Source organism: Comamonas terrae, from assembly GCF_001544075.1.
GTDB classification, from domain to species: domain Bacteria; phylum Pseudomonadota; class Gammaproteobacteria; order Burkholderiales; family Burkholderiaceae_C; genus Comamonas; species Comamonas terrae.
In genome coordinates, this window is sequence record NZ_BCNT01000013.1 from 85,230 (window position 1) to 103,502 (window position 18,273).

An 18,273-nucleotide genomic window follows, 5' to 3' on the forward strand; every position below is an offset into this window, starting at 1 on the left:
TTGTAACCACCGGCGTCAAGAGGTACCTACGTAGAATTTGCTTTCACATAAAAGCGTTAATCCGAAAAGGTACCCACATGGTCCAATTCTCCAGACGCCAGTTCATGAAAGTGACTGGCTCGACGCTGGCGGGTTCGAGCCTGGCGCTGATGGGCTTCTCGCCCACGGCTGCGCTCGCCGAGGTGCGGCAGTACAAGCTGTCCGCCACCACGGTCACCCGCCAGACCTGCACCTACTGCTCCGTAGGCTGCGGCATCCTGATGCACTCGCTGGGCGACGGCGTCAAGAATGCCAAGCTGTCCGTCATCCACGTGGAAGGCGACCCGGACCACCCCGTCAACCGCGGCACGCTGTGCCCCAAGGGCGCCTCGCTGCTGGACTTCGTGCACAGCCCGCACCGCCTCAAGTACCCCGAATACCGCGCCCCCGGCTCCAGCGAGTGGAAGCGCATGTCGTGGGATGAAGCCCTGGACCGCATCGCCAAGCTGCTCAAGGACGACCGCGACGCCAACTTCATCGAGACCAACGACAAGGGCCAGAAGGTCAACCGCTGGCTCACCACCGGCATGCTGGCCGCCTCCGCAGCCAGCAACGAGGCCGGCTACGTCACGCACAAAGTGGCCCGTTCCTGGGGCCTTCTTGCATTCGACAACCAAGCACGTGTCTGACACGGCCCGACGGTGGCAGGTCTTGCCCCGACGTTTGGCCGTGGAGCGATGACGAACCATTGGGTCGACATCAAGAACGCGGACGTTATCCTGATCATGGGCGGCAATGCCGCCGAAGCACACCCCTGCGGCTTCAAGTGGGTGACCGAAGCGAAGGAGCACAACAAGGCTCACTTCATGGTGGTCGATCCGCGCTTCAACCGCTCGGCATCGGTGGCCGACTTCTATGCGCCCATCCGTTCCGGTTCCGACATCGCCTTCCTGGGCGGCGTGATCAACTATCTGCTCTCGAATGACAAGATCCATCACGAGTACGTGAAGAACTACACGGACTTCTCGTTCATCGTGCGCGAGGACTTCGCATTCGACGACGGCATCTTCTCGGGCTACAACCCCGAAAAGCGCAGCTACGACAAGAGCAGCTGGGACTATGAGCTGGGCGACGACGGCTTCGTCAAGATCGACCCCACGCTCGCGCATCCGCGCTGCGTCTATCAGCTGCTCAAGAAGCACTACGCCGGCTACACCGCCGAGAAGGTCGAGGCGATCTGCGGAACGCCCAGGGAAAAGTTCCTGCATGTGTGCGAGAAGCTGGCCTCGACGGCGCAGGCCGGACGCTCGGCCACCATCATGTACGCCCTGGGCTGGACCCAGCACACCATCGGTGCGCAGATGCTGCGCTGCGGCGCCATGATCCAGCTGCTGCTGGGCAACATCGGCGTGGCTGGCGGCGGCATGAACGCGCTGCGCGGCCACTCCAACATCCAGGGCCTGACGGACCTGGGCCTGCTTTCGGGCTCTCTGCCCGGCTACCTGACGCTGCCCAATGACGCAGAGCAGGACTATCAGCAGTACATCGCCGCGCGCACACCCAAGACGCTGCGTCCGGGCCAGATGAACTACTGGCAGAACACGCCCAAGTTCCATGTGAGCCTGATGAAGGCCTGGTGGGGCCCCGCGGCGACGGCCGAGAACAACTGGGCGTATGACTACCTGCCCAAGCTCGACCGCCAGTACGACATGCTGCAGATCTTCGAACTGATGAACCAGGGCAAGGTCAACGGCTACATCGCCCAGGGCTTCAACCCCCTGGCGGCGCTGGCCAACAGCAACAGCGTGCGCGAAGGCCTCAAGAAGCTCAAGTTCCTGGTCATCATGGACCCGCTGGTCACCGAGACCTCCGAGTTCTGGAAGAACCATGGCGAGTTCAACGACGTGGAATCCGCATCCATCCAGACCGAGGTGTTCCGCCTGCCCACGACCTGCTTTGCCGAGGAAGACGGCGCCGTGGTCAGCTCCTCGCGCGTGCTGCAGTGGCACTGGAAGGCGGCCGAGCCGCCGGGCGAGGCCAAGACGGACATCAACATCATGTCCGAACTGCACCTGCGCATGAAGGCTCTGTACCAGAAGGACGGCGGCAAGTTCCCCGACCCCATTGTCAATCTGTACTGGCCCTACGCCCAGGCGGCCCATCCCGGTGCCGACGAGATCGCCAAGGAATATAACGGCCGCGCACTCTTGGACCTGAAGGACGCCGAAGGCAAGGTCATTCGCAAGGCCGGCGAGCAGCTGGCGGGCTTCGGCGAAATGCGCGACGACGGCTCCACGCTGGGCGGCTGCTGGATCTGGGCCGGCTGCTGGACCTCGTCCGGCAACCAGATGGCGCGCCGCGACAACTCGGACCCCAGCGGTCTGGGCAACACGCTGAACTGGGCGTGGGCCTGGCCGGCCAACCGCCGCGTGCTGTACAACCGCGCATCCTGCGACCGCGAAGGCAAGCCATTCAACCCCAAGCGTGCGCTCGTCAAGTGGAACGGCACCAGCTGGACCGGCTTCGATGTGCCCGACATGGGCCTGACCATGCCGCCCGAGACCACCAACCCCTTCATCATGAACCCAGAGGGCGTTGCGCGTTTCTTTGCGCGCAAGGGCATGAACGAGGGACCGTTCCCCACGCACTACGAGGCTTTCGACAACCCGCTGGGCTACAACCCCATGTATCCCAACAACAAGCAGGCAGTCATCAACCCCGCGATGCGCATCTTCGACTCGGTCAAGGACACGGCAGGCTCGCCCAGCGAGTTCCCGCACGTGGGCACGACCTACCGCCTGACCGAGCACTTCCACTACTGGACCAAGCACGTGCAGCTGAACAACATCGTCCAGCCCGAGCAGTTCGTGGAAATCGGCGAGGCGCTGGCCAAGGAGCTCGGCATCGAAACCGGGCAGAAGGTCAAGGTCAGTTCCAAGCGCGGCTTCGTGAAGGCGGCAGCCATCGTGACCAAGCGCATCAAGCCCATGAAGATCGACGGCAAGACCATCCACCACGTGGGCGTGCCGATCCACTGGGGCTTCTCGTCCACGGGACGCAAGGGCTATCTGGCCAACAACCTGACGGCCTCGGTGGGTGACGGTAACAGCTTGACCCCTGAATCCAAGACCTTCCTCGTGAAGGTGGAAAAGATCTAAGGAGCAGCTGATGTCATCCACCATGTCTTTAGATATCAAGCGCCGCTCGGCCACCACCACGCCCGCCCCCGGCGCGCGTGGCGCCCATTCGGGCGAGGTGGCCAAGCTGATCGACGTTTCCAAGTGCATAGGCTGCAAGGCCTGCCAGACAGCCTGCATGGAGTGGAACGACCTGCGCGACGAGATCGGCACGGCTGCAGCCGGCGTCTACGACAACCCGACGGATCTCACATCGGAATCGTGGACCGTGATGCGCTTTACCGAGTACGAGAACGAAGCCACGGGCAACCTGGAGTGGCTGATCCGCAAGGACGGCTGCATGCACTGCGAGGATCCCGGCTGCCTCAAGGCCTGTCCGTCTCCCGGCGCCATCGTGCAGTATGCCAACGGTATCGTGGACTTCCAGCAGGATCAGTGCGTGGGCTGCGGCTACTGCGTGACCGGCTGCCCGTTCAACATCCCGCGCATCTCCAAGAAGGACAAGAAGGCCTACAAGTGCACGCTGTGCTCGGACCGCGTGGCCGTCGGCCAGGAACCCGCCTGCGTCAAGACCTGCCCCACGGGCGCCATCATGTTCGGCACCAAGGAGGCCATGAAGGAGCAGGCCGCGCACCGCGTGGTCGACCTCAAGGAGCGCGGCTATGCCGAGGCTGGCCTGTACGACCCGCAGGGTGTGGGCGGCACGCATGTGATGTACGTGCTGCATCACGCGGACAAGCCTTCGCTGTACAAGGGCCTGCCTGACGATCCGTCGATCAGCCCCATGGTGTCCCTGTGGAAGGGCGTCGCCAAGCCGCTGGCCATGGCGGCGCTGGGCGCCGCCGCCGTCGGCAGCCTGTTCCACTACATCACCAAGGGTCCGAACGACGTGTCCAAGGATCTCGAGGATGAAATGGAACGCAAGGACCGGGCTGCCGACAGTGCCGCCCACAGCGCCGGAAAGGAGGCCCGCTGATGCAACGCAATCCTCGTGACCTCGTACGCTACACCGCGTCGGAACGTGCCAACCACTGGATCGTGGGCATCTGCTTCATCCTGCTGGCCCTGTCCGGCCTGGCGTTCTTCCATCCGGCGTTCTTCTGGCTGACCAACCTGTTCGGCGGCGGCCCGTGGACCCGCATCCTGCACCCCTACATCGGGGTGGTGATGGCCCTGTTCTTCATCGTCATGGCCGGCCGTTTTGCCAAGCTCAATGTCGTGGAGCCCCGCGACATCGAATGGCTCAAGAACGTCAACAAGATGATCGATGGCGACGACCATGACATGCCCGAGCAGGGCAAGTACAACGGCGGCCAGAAGCTCCTGTTCTGGGGCCTGGTCATCGGCATGCTGTTCATCGTCGTCACCGGCTTTCTGATGTGGCGCGCCTGGTGGACGCTGCCCGTGAACGTGGTGCGCGCGGCATCGCTGGTCCACGCCGTCGCGGCCGTGTGGATGATCGGCCTGATCATCCTGCACGTCTACGCGGCCATCTGGACCCGCGGTACGATCCGCGCCATGCTCTATGGCACGGTGACCCGCGCCTGGGCCAAGCAGCACCACCGCGGCTGGTACCGCAAGGTCACCGGTGACAACGACTGACGCCCCCTTGTTCTGACATCCGGCCGCCAAGCGCTCACCAGGCGCTTGGCGGCTGAACTTTTTGGAGATCCCTGCCAATGCAACGCATTCTTCAACCTGGCGAGATCGAAGCCCTGGACCACACCAGTTTTCCCCGCGTGCTCCTGCCGGCGACGGCCAGCCTGTTTGCCGAGCGCGCGGCCCGGCTGCGCCAGCTGGCCGACGGCAATCCCATTGCCGACTACCTGCAGTTCGTCGCGAAGATCATGGACGCCCAGCACAATGCGGCCGCCGGCCTCACGCTGGCAGCGCCCGATGCCGCACTGATCGCGCGGGCGCAGGAGCACTCGATGCCGCTGCTGCCCGCCGTGGAGAACATCGATCCGGCCTGGCAAGGCGTGCTGGACGCCATGCTGGACACGCTGCAGGACGGCGATCGGTCCGCCGCCCTGCCCGCGCCGCTGCAGCCGCTGCTGCAGGAGCTGCGCAGCCTGCCGGCCGAGACGCGTGACGACATCGCCAGGAAGCTGCTGCAAAAGGAAGTCGCCGCGCGCCACGTGGGCATGGCGCCCTTCATCATGGCGGCGCTGCAGGTCACGTTCACCCGGCGCACCGCCGACCTCACGGCCCAGGACGTGCCCTACACCGATCCGGCCACCATCTGCCCGGTCTGCGCCAGCGAGCCCGTGGCCAGCGTGGTCCGCATCGGCGGCAGGGCCTCCGGCCACCGCTATCTGCACTGCGGCACCTGTGCCTGCGAATGGCAGATGGTGCGCGTCAAATGCTCGCACTGCGCATCGACCAAGGGCATTCATTACCAGGGCGTCGAAGGCGCGGGCGAGGAAGTTCTGGCCGAAACCTGCGACGAGTGCGGCAGCTACCGCAAGATCGTCAACCAGGAAAAGAATCCCATGCTCGACCCGCTGGCCGACGACCTGGCCACGCTGATGCTGGATCTGCTGATGAGCGAAACCCGATTCCAGCGGGCCAGTCCCAACCCGCTGCTCTACGTGGCGTTTGCCGAGGAGCAGGCCGAGGCCGAGGCGGACAGCGCGCTGATCGATCCCTGCGCCTGACAGCCTGTCCGCTGCGCCACAATAAAGGGCGGCAGGCCTTGCGCCAGCCGCCTTTTTCATTTCAGGACGATGACCGCCCGCATCGGCAGGAATCTCGCGCCCACTTCACTTCCCGAAGCACCCATGCACGCCACACAAGCGCCCGAGCCCCCAACCGCTGACATCACGCACCCTTCCCAGTTGCCGGCCGTGGACAAGATCCTGCTGCACCCGAGCCTGCAGCCCTTGCGCGAAGCCTATGGCCTGGATGCCTGCACCCGGGCCGTGCGCGACGTGCTGGGCAGCCTGCGCCAGCAATTGCTGGGCGGCGAAGAAGCGCCCGCGGCCGGCTTGCAGGCGGATCCGGCAAGCATTGTGCAGGCGGCGGGGCTGCGCCTGCAGCGGATCTTTGCCCCCAGGCTGCGCACCGTCTTCAATCTCACGGGGACGGTGCTGCACACCAATCTGGGCCGCGCGCTGCTGCCGCAGGCGGCCGTGGATGCCGTGGTGCAGGCCATGACGTCCCCGGCCAATCTGGAATACGACCTCGAAGACGGCGGGCGCGGCGACCGCGACGATCTGGTGGAGGCGCTGATCTGCGAGCTCACGGGCGCGGAGGCCGCCACCATCGTCAACAACAATGCCGCGGCCGTGCTGCTGGTGCTTTCCACGCTGGCTGCGGCCGGCGAGCGCAGGGAAGTGGTTGTCTCGCGCGGCGAGCTGGTGGAAATCGGCGGTGCATTCCGCATCCCCGATGTGATGACGCGCGCCGGTGCGCGCCTGGTGGAAGTGGGCACCACCAACCGCACCCACGAGCGCGACTACAGCGAAGCGGTCACCGACTGCACGGCCGCACTCATGAAGGTGCATTGCAGCAACTACGCCATCACCGGCTTCACCAAGGCCGTGAGCGATGCGCAGGTGGCCCGCATTGCGCACGACAAGGGCCTGCCCCTGATCGTCGACCTGGGCAGCGGCACCCTCATCGACCTGCGCGAATGGGGACTGCCCTACGAGGTCACGGTGCGCGAGACCATCGAGTCCGGCGCCGACCTCGTCACCTTCAGCGGCGACAAGCTGCTCGGCGGCCCGCAGGCCGGCATCATCGTGGGCAAAAAGGCATTGATCGCCCGGATCAAGAAGAACCCGCTCAAGCGAGCGCTGCGCGTGGGCAAGATCACGCTGGCGGCGCTGGAGCCCACGCTGCGCCTGTACCTGCATCCCGAAAAGCTGGCCGAGCAGCTGACCACGCTGCGCCTGTTCACCCGGCCGCAGGCCGACATGCAGGCACAGGCATTGCAGCTGCAGCCCGTGCTGCAACAGGCGCTGGGCCCGGCCTTCGTGGTCGAGCCCGCGCCCATGACCAGCCAGATCGGCAGCGGCGCCCTGCCCGTTGAAAGCCTGCCCAGCTTCGGCCTCAGGATCCATCCGGCCAGCGGCAGGCAGGCAGGCCGCCAGCTCGCACAGCTGGAAGCGCGCCTGCGCGCCCTGCCCCGCCCCGTGATCGCGCGCCTGCGCGATGACGCGCTGTGGCTGGACCTGCGCTGCCTGGAGGCGGCCATGCAGCACGCCTTCAGCGAACAGCTTTCGCTACTGGGAAAATAGCAAGAAACGCTTGCCAATCAAGCATCCCGAGATAATTTCCATCAAAAAGATTGACCGCATCGGCAACGCGGTGCGACACGGAGCGACCCACACATGATCATCGGCACCGCCGGCCATATCGACCACGGCAAGACCACCCTGGTGCGCGCCCTGACCGGCGTGGAAACCGATCGCCTCAAGGAGGAAAAGGCGCGCGGCATTTCCATCGAGCTGGGCTATGCCTATGCGCCTTTGCCCAATGGCGATGTGCTGGGCATCATCGACGTGCCGGGCCATGAGAAATTCGTGCACACCATGGCCGCCGGCGCCGTGGGCATAGACCACGCGCTGCTGGTGGTGGCAGCGGACGACGGCATCATGCCCCAGACCCGCGAGCACCTGGAGATCCTGCAGCTGCTGGGCATCCGGCAGGGCACGGTGGCCCTGACCAAGGTGGACCGTGTGCCGCGCACGCGCATCGACGAAGTGCGCGGGCAGATCGCCGCGCTGCTCGCGGACACGGCCCTGGCCAGCTCGCCAATCTTCGAGACCGCGGCGGCAGTGGCCGACAACCCCGACATTTCAGGCATCTTTGCGCTGCGCCAGCACCTCGACCAGCAGGCCCAGGCCATGCCCGCGCGCAAACGCGACGGGCTGTTCCGCCTTGCAGTGGACCGCGTCTTCACGCTGGCCGGCCAGGGCACGGTGGTGACCGGCACCGTCTTCGGCGGGCAGGTGGCCGTGGGCGACACGCTGCTGCATTCGGCAAGCGGCAGGGCGGTGCGCGTGCGCAGCATCCATGCGCAAAACCAGTCCAGCGACACCGGCGTGGCCGGCCAGCGCTGCGCGCTCAATCTCGCAGGCATTGCCAGGGAGGACATCGAGCGCGGCGACTGGGTGGCCGATGCACGCGCGCTGCAGGCCACGGATCGCATCGACATCGCGCTGCAGCTGCTGGCCGATGCCGCGCCCATGCAGCAGTGGACGCCCGTGCATGTTCACCTGGGCACACGGCGCTGCACCGGCCATGTGGCCTTGCTGCAGGACGGCCCGATCGCCCCCGGCACCGCGGCGCGCGCGCAGCTGGTACTTGACGCACCCGTGTTTGCCATGCCCGGCGACCGCCTGATCCTGCGCAACGCGCAGGCCACCCGCACGATCGCCGGCGGCATGGTGCTGGACCCCTACGCTCCCGCGCGCAAGCGCCGCGGCGCCGAGCGCATGGCCTACCTCGATGCCATCGAACAGCTGGTTGCGCATGGCGACCTTGCGCCGCTGATAGCCCAGGCACCCTATGGCACTGCGCTGTCGCAGCTCATGCGCCTGGCCGGCCGGGCCCTTCATGCAGACCAGCTGCCCGCGCATGCGGTCCTTCTGCCCATGGCTGGCGACGATGCCCTGGTCATGGATGCCGCCCGCTGGCAGGCACTGCAGGCACAGGTGCTGCAGGCGCTGACGCGCTTCCACGAGAAATCGCCCGACGAGCCCGGCGTGAATGCGGCGCGCCTGCGCCGCATGGCCCTGCCCGGTCTGCAGCAGGCGGCGCACGATGCGCTGTACCAGGGGCTGCTCGACAGCCTGCTTGCGCAGCGGCAGCTGGCCGGCACAGGCGCCTGGCTGCACCTGCCGGGCCACAGCGTGCAGCTTTCGGATGCGGAACAGGCTCTGGCCCAGAAGCTGCTGCCCGCGATTGCGGCCGGCCGCTTCGATCCGCCCTGGGTGCGCGATCTGGCCCGCGACCATGGCGCGGGCGAGGAAGTGGTGCGCCAGCTGCTGCGCAAGCTCTCGCGCCAGGGCCAGCTGTTCCAGGTGGTCAAGGACCTGTTCTATGCCGCATCCTGCATGGACGAGCTGGCGGCGCTGGTGGCAGCCCTGGCCAGCGGAGCCGACAATGCGCAAGTCGAAGCCCGGGCCTTTCGCGATGCCACGGGCCTGGGCCGCAAGCGCGCCATCCAGATCCTGGAGTTCTTCGACCGCATCGGCTATACGCGCCGCGTGCGCGACGCCCATTTGCTGCGGCCCGATGTGCAATGGAATCCGGCCCCGGCTGCCGGCAGCGCCGTCCGCACCACATAGCCTGCGGCCCGGCAAGGACAAGCGCCGGTTGCTACAGCATTCATAGAGGGTGTGCCGCTGCAGTTGGTCCCGCCAGCCATGAATGCTGGATACAATCCGCGCATCTTCTACAAGAAGGAAGGCAATCGCGCCCGGTGGCGCGGCCGGGCTTCAAACCCGGTGGGGGGCGTCAGCCGCTCCCGGGTTGGTTCGACTCCAGCTGCTTTCCGCCACTGTGCCGGCAGCTACAGCAGGGGCACGATGATGGCCACGCGGCGGTTTTCCGCAGCATTGCCCGCCGCCACGGGTGCCGCCCGGCCCAGCCCCTTGACCTCGATGTTCTGCCTGGGCATGCCGGCCTCCGCCAGTACATCCGCCACGGCCTGCGCCCGGCGCAGGGACAGCCGCAGGTTGTAGGCATCGCTGCCGCGGTCGTCCGTATAGCCTTCCACGCGCAACCGGTCTATGCCCTCCTTCAGCAGCGCCCGTGCCAGATCCGAGACCTTGCCCCGCGCCTGCTGACCGACTTCTGCGGAGTCGAATTCAAACAGCAGCTTGCCCGACATCTGCAGCTCCCATCCATCCTCGCCGGGCGCGAAGCCCTGGGCCCTCAGGACCTGCTGCTGCTGTGCTGTCAGGCCCTGGGGCTGCGGGGTCTGGCAGGCGGCCAGCAGCAGGGCCAGCGCCATGGCCATGCACCAGCGGCTCCAGTCCATGAACCGCCGCCCACCCAGAATCTTTCTGTTCCATTCCATATGCATCATCCCCTGATGGCGGCATGCCCGGCATGCCGCGCAAGTTTGGCTTCGTACATGGCCTGGTCCGCATGGTTCAGCAATGTCTCCATGTCGCGGCCATGGCGCGGAAAGACGGCAATGCCGACGCTGACCGAAGGATTCAGCAGCACGCCTGTACCGGTCACCACAGGTTCGCGCATTGCCTCTTCGATCTTGTCCGCCACGAGCCGGGCATCGTCCACGCCGCCGACCGGGTACAGCAGGATGGCGAATTCGTCACCGCCCAGGCGGGCGACCAGGTCCGCCTCGCGCACCAGCGAATGCAACCTCTCTCCCACGGCCCTGAGCAATGCATCGCCCGCCGCGTGGCCATAGACATCGTTGACCTGCTTGAAGCGGTCGTTGTCCAGGAACAGCACGGCCAGCTTGCGCCCCGCCTGGTCCGCATCGAGCAGCGCCTGCCGCAGGCGCTGCTCGAAATGCGAGCGGTTGGCCAGGCCGGTCAGGCTGTCGCGCGAAGCCTTCAGTTCCAGCACGGAGTTCTGCTGCTGCAGGCGCTCGTGGCGCATCTGCAGCTCGGACAGCAGGGCGTTGAAGTCGTCGCCCAGTTCGTTCAGTTCGGCAATGCGGGCGGCAGGCACGCGCTGGTCCATGGAACGGTCGTGCCGCACGGCCCGGGCCACCCGGGCCAGTTGCTGCAGCGGCTCCGCGATATCCGCCAGCATGCGGCGCGACTGGCGCATGCCCAGATAGCCGCTGATGCCCACACACAAGGCCAGCACCGCCAGGCCGGCGCAGAGAAAACGCACAAAGCCGGCACCGTCGCTGTAGAGCACCACGCGCCCGACCGGCTTGCCGTTCTGGCGCACTTCGGCCTCTCCAGGCTGCATCCCGATGACGGCGGCCAGCACCTCGCCGGCACCGCCCGTGGCGGACTGGCCCGAAGACCAGCGCACAAACACCTGCCCCCGCTCATCGAACACCTGGGCCCGCGCCACATCCTCGCCGCGCAGCATCTGCTCCAGCATCCGCGCCGCCTCGTCACGGTCGTTGAAGACCAGCGATGCCTCGGCCGTATAGGCCAGCGAGCGGGCCATCAGATGCAGGTTGTTGAGCAGGTACAGGCGCAGCACCACCACGCCGACCAGCAGCAGCAGCACGCCGGCCAGCGAAATGGCCATGCCCGCCATGCGCAGATGGGCACGGCGGATCACCGCATGCAATGAATCATTGCTGCTCATGGGCAAGCTCATGGTGCCGCCTTGGTACGGGCCAGTTGCAGCACCTTGGGGCTGATGCGCAGGCCGCTGCGCGCCACGGAATCCAGGTTGACCTCGAAGCCCGGCCCTTCGCCCTGGCGCCGCAGGCAGAACATGGCGCCGATACGGCACAGCGCACCGCGCTCGCTGATGGTCAGCAGCGGTCGGCCGTCCTGCTGCCGCATCAGGCTGCGCCATTGCTGCTCGTCCATCTCGCCGGCATAGATGCCGTCGCAGTCGGCGTTCTTCACCTGATCCAGTTCCACCCGCCTGACGTCAAGCTGGCGGCTGCCCACCGCCTGCCCCGAGCTGTGCATCAGCCCGGCCGCATATTCCGTGGAGCCGACCACGCACAGGCGCAGCCCTCCGCTTTCAGCCGGCCAATGCGTGTAGCCCAGGATGCCGATCACCGTGCGCGCGACGCCCTGCACATGGTCTTCGGCCGCGGCGTCCGCCCGCGCAGACACGGCCGTCCAGGCCAGGCAGGCGGCAAGCAACCATGCCCGGCCGCCGGCACGGCGGGGCGGCACTCCATGACCACGATCTGGCTTGAAAGATGTCAACAACGGCTCCCTGGGGACTGCGGCGGCCCTGCGGATGGCCCACGGCAAGCGGTGCACGTCCGAGGACAAACATTTTTTCACAACTTTGGAGAATGCCGTGTAAGCCTTCTCCAGCAAAAAGCCCCGCAATTACAGCACGCAGCCGCATGCTTGTCCCACTGTCCGCGCAGAGCAGGCGCGGGCTGCCGATAATACTTGCACCGATTTCCGGTTTCCCGCGCCGGCCTGCGCATGCAGGCTGCGCGAGCCGCCCGTACCGCCAGCCAAAGAATCTCCAATGACCATCGATACCATCCAAGCTCCCCGACTCACCTCCCTGTCCCATGGCGGCGGCTGCGGCTGCAAGATCGCGCCCGGCGTACTGTCCGAACTGCTAGCCAGGAGCAATCTGCCCCGGCAGTTCTTTCCCGACCTGCTCGTGGGCACGGAGACTGCGGACGATGCAGCCGTCTACCGCATCAACGACGAGCAGGCCATCGTCGCGACCACGGACTTCTTCATGCCCATCGTCGACGATCCGTACGACTTCGGCCGCATCGCCGCCACCAATGCACTGTCCGACATCTATGCCATGGGCGGCACGCCGCTGATGGCCCTGGCCATCGTCGGCATGCCCATCAACGTGCTGCCCCATGACGTGATCGCCAAGATCCTCGAAGGCGGCGAATCGGTCTGCCGCGATGCCGGCATTCCGCTGGCCGGCGGCCATTCCATCGATTCGGTCGAACCCATTTACGGGCTTGTGGGCATAGGCATCGTCAACCCCAGGCAGATGAAGCGCAACGCCGATGCCAAAGCCGGCGACGTTCTGATCCTGGGCAAGCCGCTGGGCGTCGGCATTCTGTCGGCCGCACTCAAGAAAAATCTGCTCGACGAAGCCGGCTACCGCGCCATGGTGCAAGCCACCACCCAGCTCAACCGCCCGGGCGCAGCGCTGTCCAGGCTGGAAGGCGTGCACGCGCTGACCGATGTGACGGGCTTCGGCCTGCTGGGCCACGGCCTGGAACTGGCCCGCGGCGCGCAGCTCACGGCCCGCATCGACAGCCGCAGGCTGCCGGTGCTGCCCGGCGTGCAGGCCCTGGCCGAGCAAGGCATCTTCACAGGAGCCTCGGGCCGCAACTGGGCCTCCTACGGCCAGAATGTGCAGCTGCCGGCCGGCCTGGGCGACGCGCAGCGTGCCTTGCTGACGGACCCGCAGACTTCGGGTGGCCTGCTGGTGTCCTGCGCCCCGGAAGCCGCCCAACAGGTGCTCCAGGTCTTTGCCGATGGCGGCTTTGCCGAGGCTGCCGTCGTGGGCCGCATGGAAGCCGGCGAGCCGCGCGTGATCGTGGACTGAAAGCCTGCCCGCACGGGAAAATCCTGCGGCGAACGCCGCGCCCGCCCCGCTGCAGCGCGACAATGGAGGCCAGGCCGACGTGCAGGCGCGCGGCAGCCCTTTGTTCCGATGGACCCCACGGCGCTGCGCAAGCCTTGTAGCGCAGCGCACATGCACTCATGACAACCCCTTCCGTCGCCGTACTCGGCGCAGGCATGGTCGGCGTGGCCACCGCGCTCGAACTGCAGCGCCGCGGCATGGCCGTCACCTTGCTGGACCGGCGTGCGCCGGGCCTTGAAACCTCCTACGGCAATGCCGGCGTGATCGCGCGCAGCTCGCTCATGCCGTTCAACCATCCCAGGCTCTGGGGTACGCTGCCCGGCCTGCTCGGGAACCGGGGTACGGGCTTTCGCTACAGCCCTGCCTTCGTGGCTTCCAATCTGCGCTGGGCCCTGGGCTTTGTCGGCAATGCGCGCCGCAGCGTGTTCCGCGAGACCACCGCGGCGCTCGACAGCCTGATCCGCCTGTCCACCGACGAGCATCGCCGCCTGCTCGCCGAAGTCAACGCACTCGATAGGCTGCGCGACAACGGCTGGCTGTTTCTCTACCGCCACGCGGCGAGCTTCGAGGCGCCTGGCGCACGGCTGGGCCGCGAGACCATGGCGCAATACGGCATTGCCACGCAGGTGCTGCAGGCCGGCGAGCTGCAGGCGCTCGAGCCCGTGCTCAACCCCCTCTTTGCCAAGGCCCTGTGGATCAAGGACAGCTATTCCGTCAACAGCCCGGGCGCCGTGGTCAGGGCCTACGCCGATGCCTTTGCCGCGCGCGGCGGACGTGTGCAGACCACGGAGCTGCGCACGGTTCAGCAGACGGGCGATGGCTTATGGACCGTGATCGACAGCAGCGGTACGGGCCAGGCCTATGACCGCGTGGTGGTGGCCCTGGGCCCGTGGAGCCGGCAGTTTCTGGCCGGCCTGGGCGTGGAAATCCCCATGGGCTTCGAGCGCGGCTACCACCTGCACTATGCAGAGGGCGCCGGCGCCAGGTCGCTGCAGCGGCCCATCTACGACACGGCAGGCGGCTATGTTCTCTCGCCCATGGAGCACGGCATGCGCCTGTCCACGGGCGTGGAACTCAATGACTGCGACGCTCCGATGAAGCCCGTGCAGCTGGAGCTGGCCGAAGCCGCCGCGCGCCAGGCGCTGCCGCTGGGCCCGCGCCTGGACCAGCCGCTGTGGATGGGCCGCCGCCCCACCCTGCCCGACTCCCGCCCCGTGATCGGCGAAATGCCGGGCCGCCCCGGCCTGTGGCTGGCCTTCGGCCATCAGCACATCGGCTTTTCCACCGGTCCGGGCACGGCCGCGCTGCTAGGCGCCCTCATGCAGGGCGACACCCGGCTGCCGCTGGACCCCCACCCGTTCAGGGCCAGCCGCTTTCTGTAGGCAGGAATGGCTGGCCGGGGCGGCCAGCCGGCAGACAAATCCTTTTTTCATAGCTTCAAGCGCTTGCCACATAAGCGTTTGAATGCGTTTTCACCCTCATTCCACCCTGGCGGCGAGTGCGCCGCCAGGGGCCAGGGGCGAATTGCGCGGCTCGTTCAGGCGGGCTGGCTCACCACTTCGGCCGTCGTGCGGCGATCGATCTTGCGGCTCAGCACCACCGAGGTATAGGTCTGCTGAATGCCGTCGATCAGGCCGATGCGGTCCAGCAGGGCGTCGAGCTTTTCATTGCTCTCGCAGCGCACGAACACCATGTAGTCATACTGGCCGCTGACGGCCGAAACTTCCTCCACTTCGGTGAAGCGGTTGAGCGCCTGCATCACCGAGGTCGCCGTCTTGGGCTGCACGCGGATGCCGCAATAGGCGCGCACGGCCGATTGCTCCAGGCGCGAACCCAGGCGCACCCCGTAGCCCGCTATCACGCCTTCCTGCTCGAGCTTGGCAATGCGCGCCACCACCGTGGTGCGGGCCAGATTCATCTGCCGGGCCAGGTGTGCGGTCGAGGCCCGTGCATTGGTCTGCAGCAGGCGCAGCAACTGGCGATCGGTTTCATCCAAACGGTATTCCATACCCCATCCTTGTAGAACTTGCTCCCGCAGGAGCGCATCGCGGCAGTGCGCGCTGGTTCTGTCGTGCGCAAGCCAGCCTTGTCGAACCCGGTCACGCGACCTGTGCTCTCCCCAGGATGCGGCCCAGAAAACTGCGCGTCGCCTCCTGCTCGGGGTTGTCGATCACCTGGGACGGCGGCCCGGATTCCACCACCACCCCGTCGCGCATGAACACCACCTTGTCGGCCACTTCACGCGCGAACGCGATTTCGTGGGTGACCAGGATCATGGTCATGCCCTCCCTGGCCAGCGACTGGATCACGCCCAGCACCTCGGCCACCAGCTCGGGATCCAGCGCCGACGTCGCCTCGTCGAACAGCATGACGCCGGGCTCCATGGCCAGGGCACGGGCAATGGCCACGCGCTGCTTCTGGCCGCCCGACATCCTGTCGGGATACATGTCGGCGCGCTCGGCCAGGCCCACCTTGGCCAGCAGCGCACGCGCCCTGGCCTCGGCCTCGGGCCGGCTCTTCCTGAGCACGGTGACCGGCCCTTCCATCACGTTCTGCAGCACGGTCATGTGCGGGAACAGATTGAAATGCTGGAACACCATGCCGGTACGGGCGCGAAAGCCCGCGAGCACCTTGTCGGTCGGCAGCTGGGTGTCCTTGCCGCGGAAGGACAGCGACTGCTCGCCGACGCGTATATCGCCGCCGTCGGGCACGGTCAGCAGGTTCACGCAGCGCAGCAGCGTGGACTTGCCCGAGCCGGACGGCCCGATCAGCGCCACCACGGAGCCGCGCTCCACCGTCAGGTGGATGTCCTTGAGCACGGCCAGATCTCCGAAGGATTTCCTCAGGCCCCTGATCTCGATCACTGGAGCAGACATCGCTTACGCCTCCTTGCCCGAAGAATGGTTCTGCTCCATGCGCTTGGCCCACATCGTGGCCGGCAGCAGGATCACGAAATACGCCACGGCGATGAAGGTATAGACCTCCAGCGGACGATAGGTGTCGTGCGCGATCACCTGGCCCTGGTACAGCAGGTCCGGCACGGCCAGCACGGACAGCAGCGAGGTGTTCTTGAGCTGCATGATGGACTGGCTCATCAGGGGCGGCACCATGCGCTTGAAGGCCTGGGGCAGCACCACCCGGCGCATGACCTGAAAGCGCGTCATGCCCAGCGCCTGCCCGGCCTCGGTCTGCCCCGGGTCGATGGAAATGATGCCGCCGCGGATGATCTCGGAATAGAATGCGCCGCCATACAGGGACAGGCACAGCGCCGCCGCCATGGGAGCCGACATCTCGATGCCCGTGAGCACGGGCAGCGCGTAATAGAACCATACCAGCTGCACCAGCACCGGCGTGCAGCGAAAGACCTCGACGAAGGCGCGCAGCGGCCCCGTCACCCATTTGCTGTGCGACAGCCGACCCAGGCCGGCCACCAGCCCCACGGCCAGGCCGCCGAGCACGCAGATCGCCGTGAACAGCAGCGTGTAGCCTATGCCCTGCAGAAACAGCGTGCGGTAGGTCCACAGCAGGGAAAAATCCCACTCGTACATTCAAACTCCTCTCGGACTCGCCAGCCTATGGACCCGCGGGCCGCCGCCCGGGCAACGGCCTGCCACGCTCACGGGACTGGCTGCCCGTCATTCGCCGCAGCGGCCCGCGGGCATCGGCCACGCCCGCAGGCAAACCCTCAGAACTTCACCTGCTTGGGGAAGCTCTCGGGCTTCACGCCCGCGAGCTTTTCCATGTTCCGGACGATGACGGACTGGACCTCGCCGCGGCCACGCGCATCCTTGAGCCAGGCGTTGACCGCGTTTTCGAAATCCTTGTTCGCGCTCTTGGGCAGGCCGATGTGCGTGGGCGAGGTCGTCACCGGCTCGGGCACGAACATCTGGCCCACGTCCGGGCGCTTGGCCAGCAGCGGCTGGGCCAGCAGCACCATCAGCACCTGGCAGTCGGCGCGGCCGGTCTGCACGGCCATCGAGGCCGCACCCGAGCTGTCCAGGCGGGAAATCGTGGCCTTGGGCAGCATCTTGGTCGCGTACTGGTCCTGGTTCGAACCCACGTCCACCACGATCTTGACCTTGGGATCATTGAGCTGCTCCCAGGTCTTGACGGGGCCGAAGCCCTTCTTGCAGACCACGGTCAGCGTGTTATTGAACAGCATGTCCGAGAAGTCCACCATCTCGCGGCGGGCCGGCGTCGGGCCCATGCCGAACATCACGTCGATCTTGTTGGCCTGCAGGTCCATCACCGAATTGCCCCAGGTGGTTTCCACCAGGTCCACCTTGGCACCCAGCTTCTTGGCCAGGCTCTCGGCAAAGTCGGGGCCGAAGCCCTCCCACTTCTGCGAAACCAGGTCCTTGTGGAAATACGGCGTCGCCCCCGAAATCACGCCCACGCGCAGCACCTTGGTGCGCTCCACACGCGCCATGGTGCTCTCCTGTGCCACGGCTGCGGCGCCCAGGCACAAACCAGCCACCAGGGCCGCGGACTGAAGAAATAGACGTTTGGAAGGCATACCGCTCCTAGGGATTGAGATCAGCAACGATAAAAATCGAACAAAAGAGCGCAGAGTCTATAAGCTGCTCGCAATTTATCTTTGAAAAAAATGACGACTTGACGAATACATTTCGTCATTTTGAACAAAAGATTGCAATTTCCTCGCCTTGTACGTAGTAATACGTGCATCCCATCATGCCTTCCAGACGGCTCCGGCGCACTGCCGCAGGCAGATTCGGTTCCCTTCGTTCAGCCGCACAACGGCAGGGCAACACACGCCAGACGCAACAGGCCGCTCATGGTGGAACAGGAGTGCGCGGCATCCCCCGCGCACGAAAAGCGAGGCCGGAATACCCGCCACGGCATGGAAACCAGGCGCGCAAAGCAAAAACCCCGCCTGCTTTCACAGACGGGGTTTTCTATCTTGGCAGGGGAGGAAGGACTCGAACCT

The 18,273-nt window shown here is 66.2% G+C and carries 15 protein-coding genes and 1 tRNA gene; 9 read left to right on the forward strand and 7 right to left on the reverse strand.

What is annotated here, in order from left to right; translation table 11 throughout:
• Positions 1-77: 77 nt before the first annotated feature.
• The 7 genes from fdnG to Cte04_RS16655 all read left to right on the forward strand — a co-directional run bounded on the left by fdnG (position 78) and on the right by Cte04_RS16655 (position 9,624).
• Positions 78-3,137: a formate dehydrogenase-N subunit alpha gene (gene fdnG / locus Cte04_RS16625; RefSeq protein ID WP_157082074.1), complete on the forward strand. Its 3,060-nt coding sequence runs from the start codon at positions 78-80 to the stop codon at positions 3,135-3,137.
• 10 nt (positions 3,138-3,147) lie between these two features.
• Complete coding sequence (fdxH, locus tag Cte04_RS16630; protein WP_066480759.1) at positions 3,148-4,092, forward strand: formate dehydrogenase subunit beta; 945 nt, start codon at positions 3,148-3,150, stop codon at positions 4,090-4,092.
• Entirely contained in the window at positions 4,092-4,718 is a 627-nt protein-coding gene (locus Cte04_RS16635; RefSeq protein WP_066480761.1) for a formate dehydrogenase subunit gamma, read from the forward strand. The genes fdxH and Cte04_RS16635 overlap by 1 nt, the downstream gene beginning before the upstream one ends.
• 77 nt (positions 4,719-4,795) lie before the next feature.
• Complete coding sequence (fdhE, locus tag Cte04_RS16640; protein WP_066480762.1) at positions 4,796-5,773, forward strand: formate dehydrogenase accessory protein FdhE; 978 nt, start codon at positions 4,796-4,798, stop codon at positions 5,771-5,773.
• Positions 5,774-5,896: 123 nt separating this feature from the next.
• Positions 5,897-7,357, forward strand: a complete 1,461-nt coding sequence (gene selA, locus Cte04_RS16645; RefSeq protein WP_066480763.1) for an L-seryl-tRNA(Sec) selenium transferase — start codon at positions 5,897-5,899, stop codon at positions 7,355-7,357.
• Positions 7,358-7,450: 93 nt separating this feature from the next.
• Complete coding sequence (gene selB / locus Cte04_RS16650) at positions 7,451-9,412, forward strand: selenocysteine-specific translation elongation factor (RefSeq protein WP_066480769.1); 1,962 nt, start codon at positions 7,451-7,453, stop codon at positions 9,410-9,412.
• 116 nt (positions 9,413-9,528) lie between these two features.
• A tRNA-Sec gene (locus Cte04_RS16655) sits at positions 9,529-9,624 on the forward strand.
• Positions 9,625-9,636: 12 nt separating this feature from the next.
• On the opposite strand, the gene yfiB is transcribed toward Cte04_RS16655, so the two are convergent.
• The 3 genes from yfiB to yfiR are packed head-to-tail and all read right to left on the reverse strand — an operon-like array spanning position 9,637 to position 11,950.
• Positions 9,637-10,107, reverse strand: coding sequence for an outer membrane lipoprotein YfiB (yfiB, locus tag Cte04_RS22035; protein WP_066480830.1), 471 nt, complete (start codon positions 10,105-10,107; stop codon positions 9,637-9,639).
• A gap of 44 nt (positions 10,108-10,151) precedes the next feature.
• The gene (gene dgcN / locus Cte04_RS16665) at positions 10,152-11,369 is read right to left on the reverse strand and encodes a diguanylate cyclase DgcN/YfiN (RefSeq protein WP_370671035.1); all 1,218 of its coding nucleotides are present in this window, start codon (positions 11,367-11,369) and stop codon (positions 10,152-10,154) included.
• An 8-nt stretch (positions 11,370-11,377) separates the two neighbouring features.
• Entirely contained in the window at positions 11,378-11,950 is a 573-nt protein-coding gene (gene yfiR / locus Cte04_RS16670) for a regulatory sequestration protein YfiR (RefSeq protein ID WP_245633413.1), read from the reverse strand.
• Between the two features lie 277 nt (positions 11,951-12,227).
• On the opposite strand from yfiR, the gene selD reads away from it, so the two are divergent.
• A complete protein-coding gene (gene selD, locus Cte04_RS16675) occupies positions 12,228-13,286 on the forward strand; it encodes a selenide, water dikinase SelD (protein ID WP_066480776.1) in 1,059 nt (352 codons plus the stop codon).
• 158 nt (positions 13,287-13,444) lie between these two features.
• Positions 13,445-14,707, forward strand: coding sequence for an NAD(P)/FAD-dependent oxidoreductase (locus tag Cte04_RS16680; protein WP_066480780.1), 1,263 nt, complete (start codon positions 13,445-13,447; stop codon positions 14,705-14,707).
• 155 nt (positions 14,708-14,862) lie between these two features.
• Here Cte04_RS16680 and Cte04_RS16685 read toward each other — a convergent pair whose 3' ends face one another.
• The 4 genes from Cte04_RS16685 to Cte04_RS16700 form a co-directional block, all read right to left on the reverse strand.
• Complete coding sequence (locus Cte04_RS16685; protein WP_066480781.1) at positions 14,863-15,333, reverse strand: Lrp/AsnC family transcriptional regulator; 471 nt, start codon at positions 15,331-15,333, stop codon at positions 14,863-14,865.
• 91 nt (positions 15,334-15,424) lie between these two features.
• A complete protein-coding gene (locus Cte04_RS16690) occupies positions 15,425-16,201 on the reverse strand; it encodes an amino acid ABC transporter ATP-binding protein (protein WP_066480783.1) in 777 nt (258 codons plus the stop codon).
• Positions 16,202-16,204: 3 nt separating this feature from the next.
• A complete protein-coding gene (locus Cte04_RS16695; RefSeq protein ID WP_066480784.1) occupies positions 16,205-16,873 on the reverse strand; it encodes an amino acid ABC transporter permease in 669 nt (222 codons plus the stop codon).
• Between the two features lie 137 nt (positions 16,874-17,010).
• Complete coding sequence (locus Cte04_RS16700) at positions 17,011-17,841, reverse strand: transporter substrate-binding domain-containing protein (protein WP_066480787.1); 831 nt, start codon at positions 17,839-17,841, stop codon at positions 17,011-17,013.
• Positions 17,842-18,273: the final 432 nt, after the last annotated feature.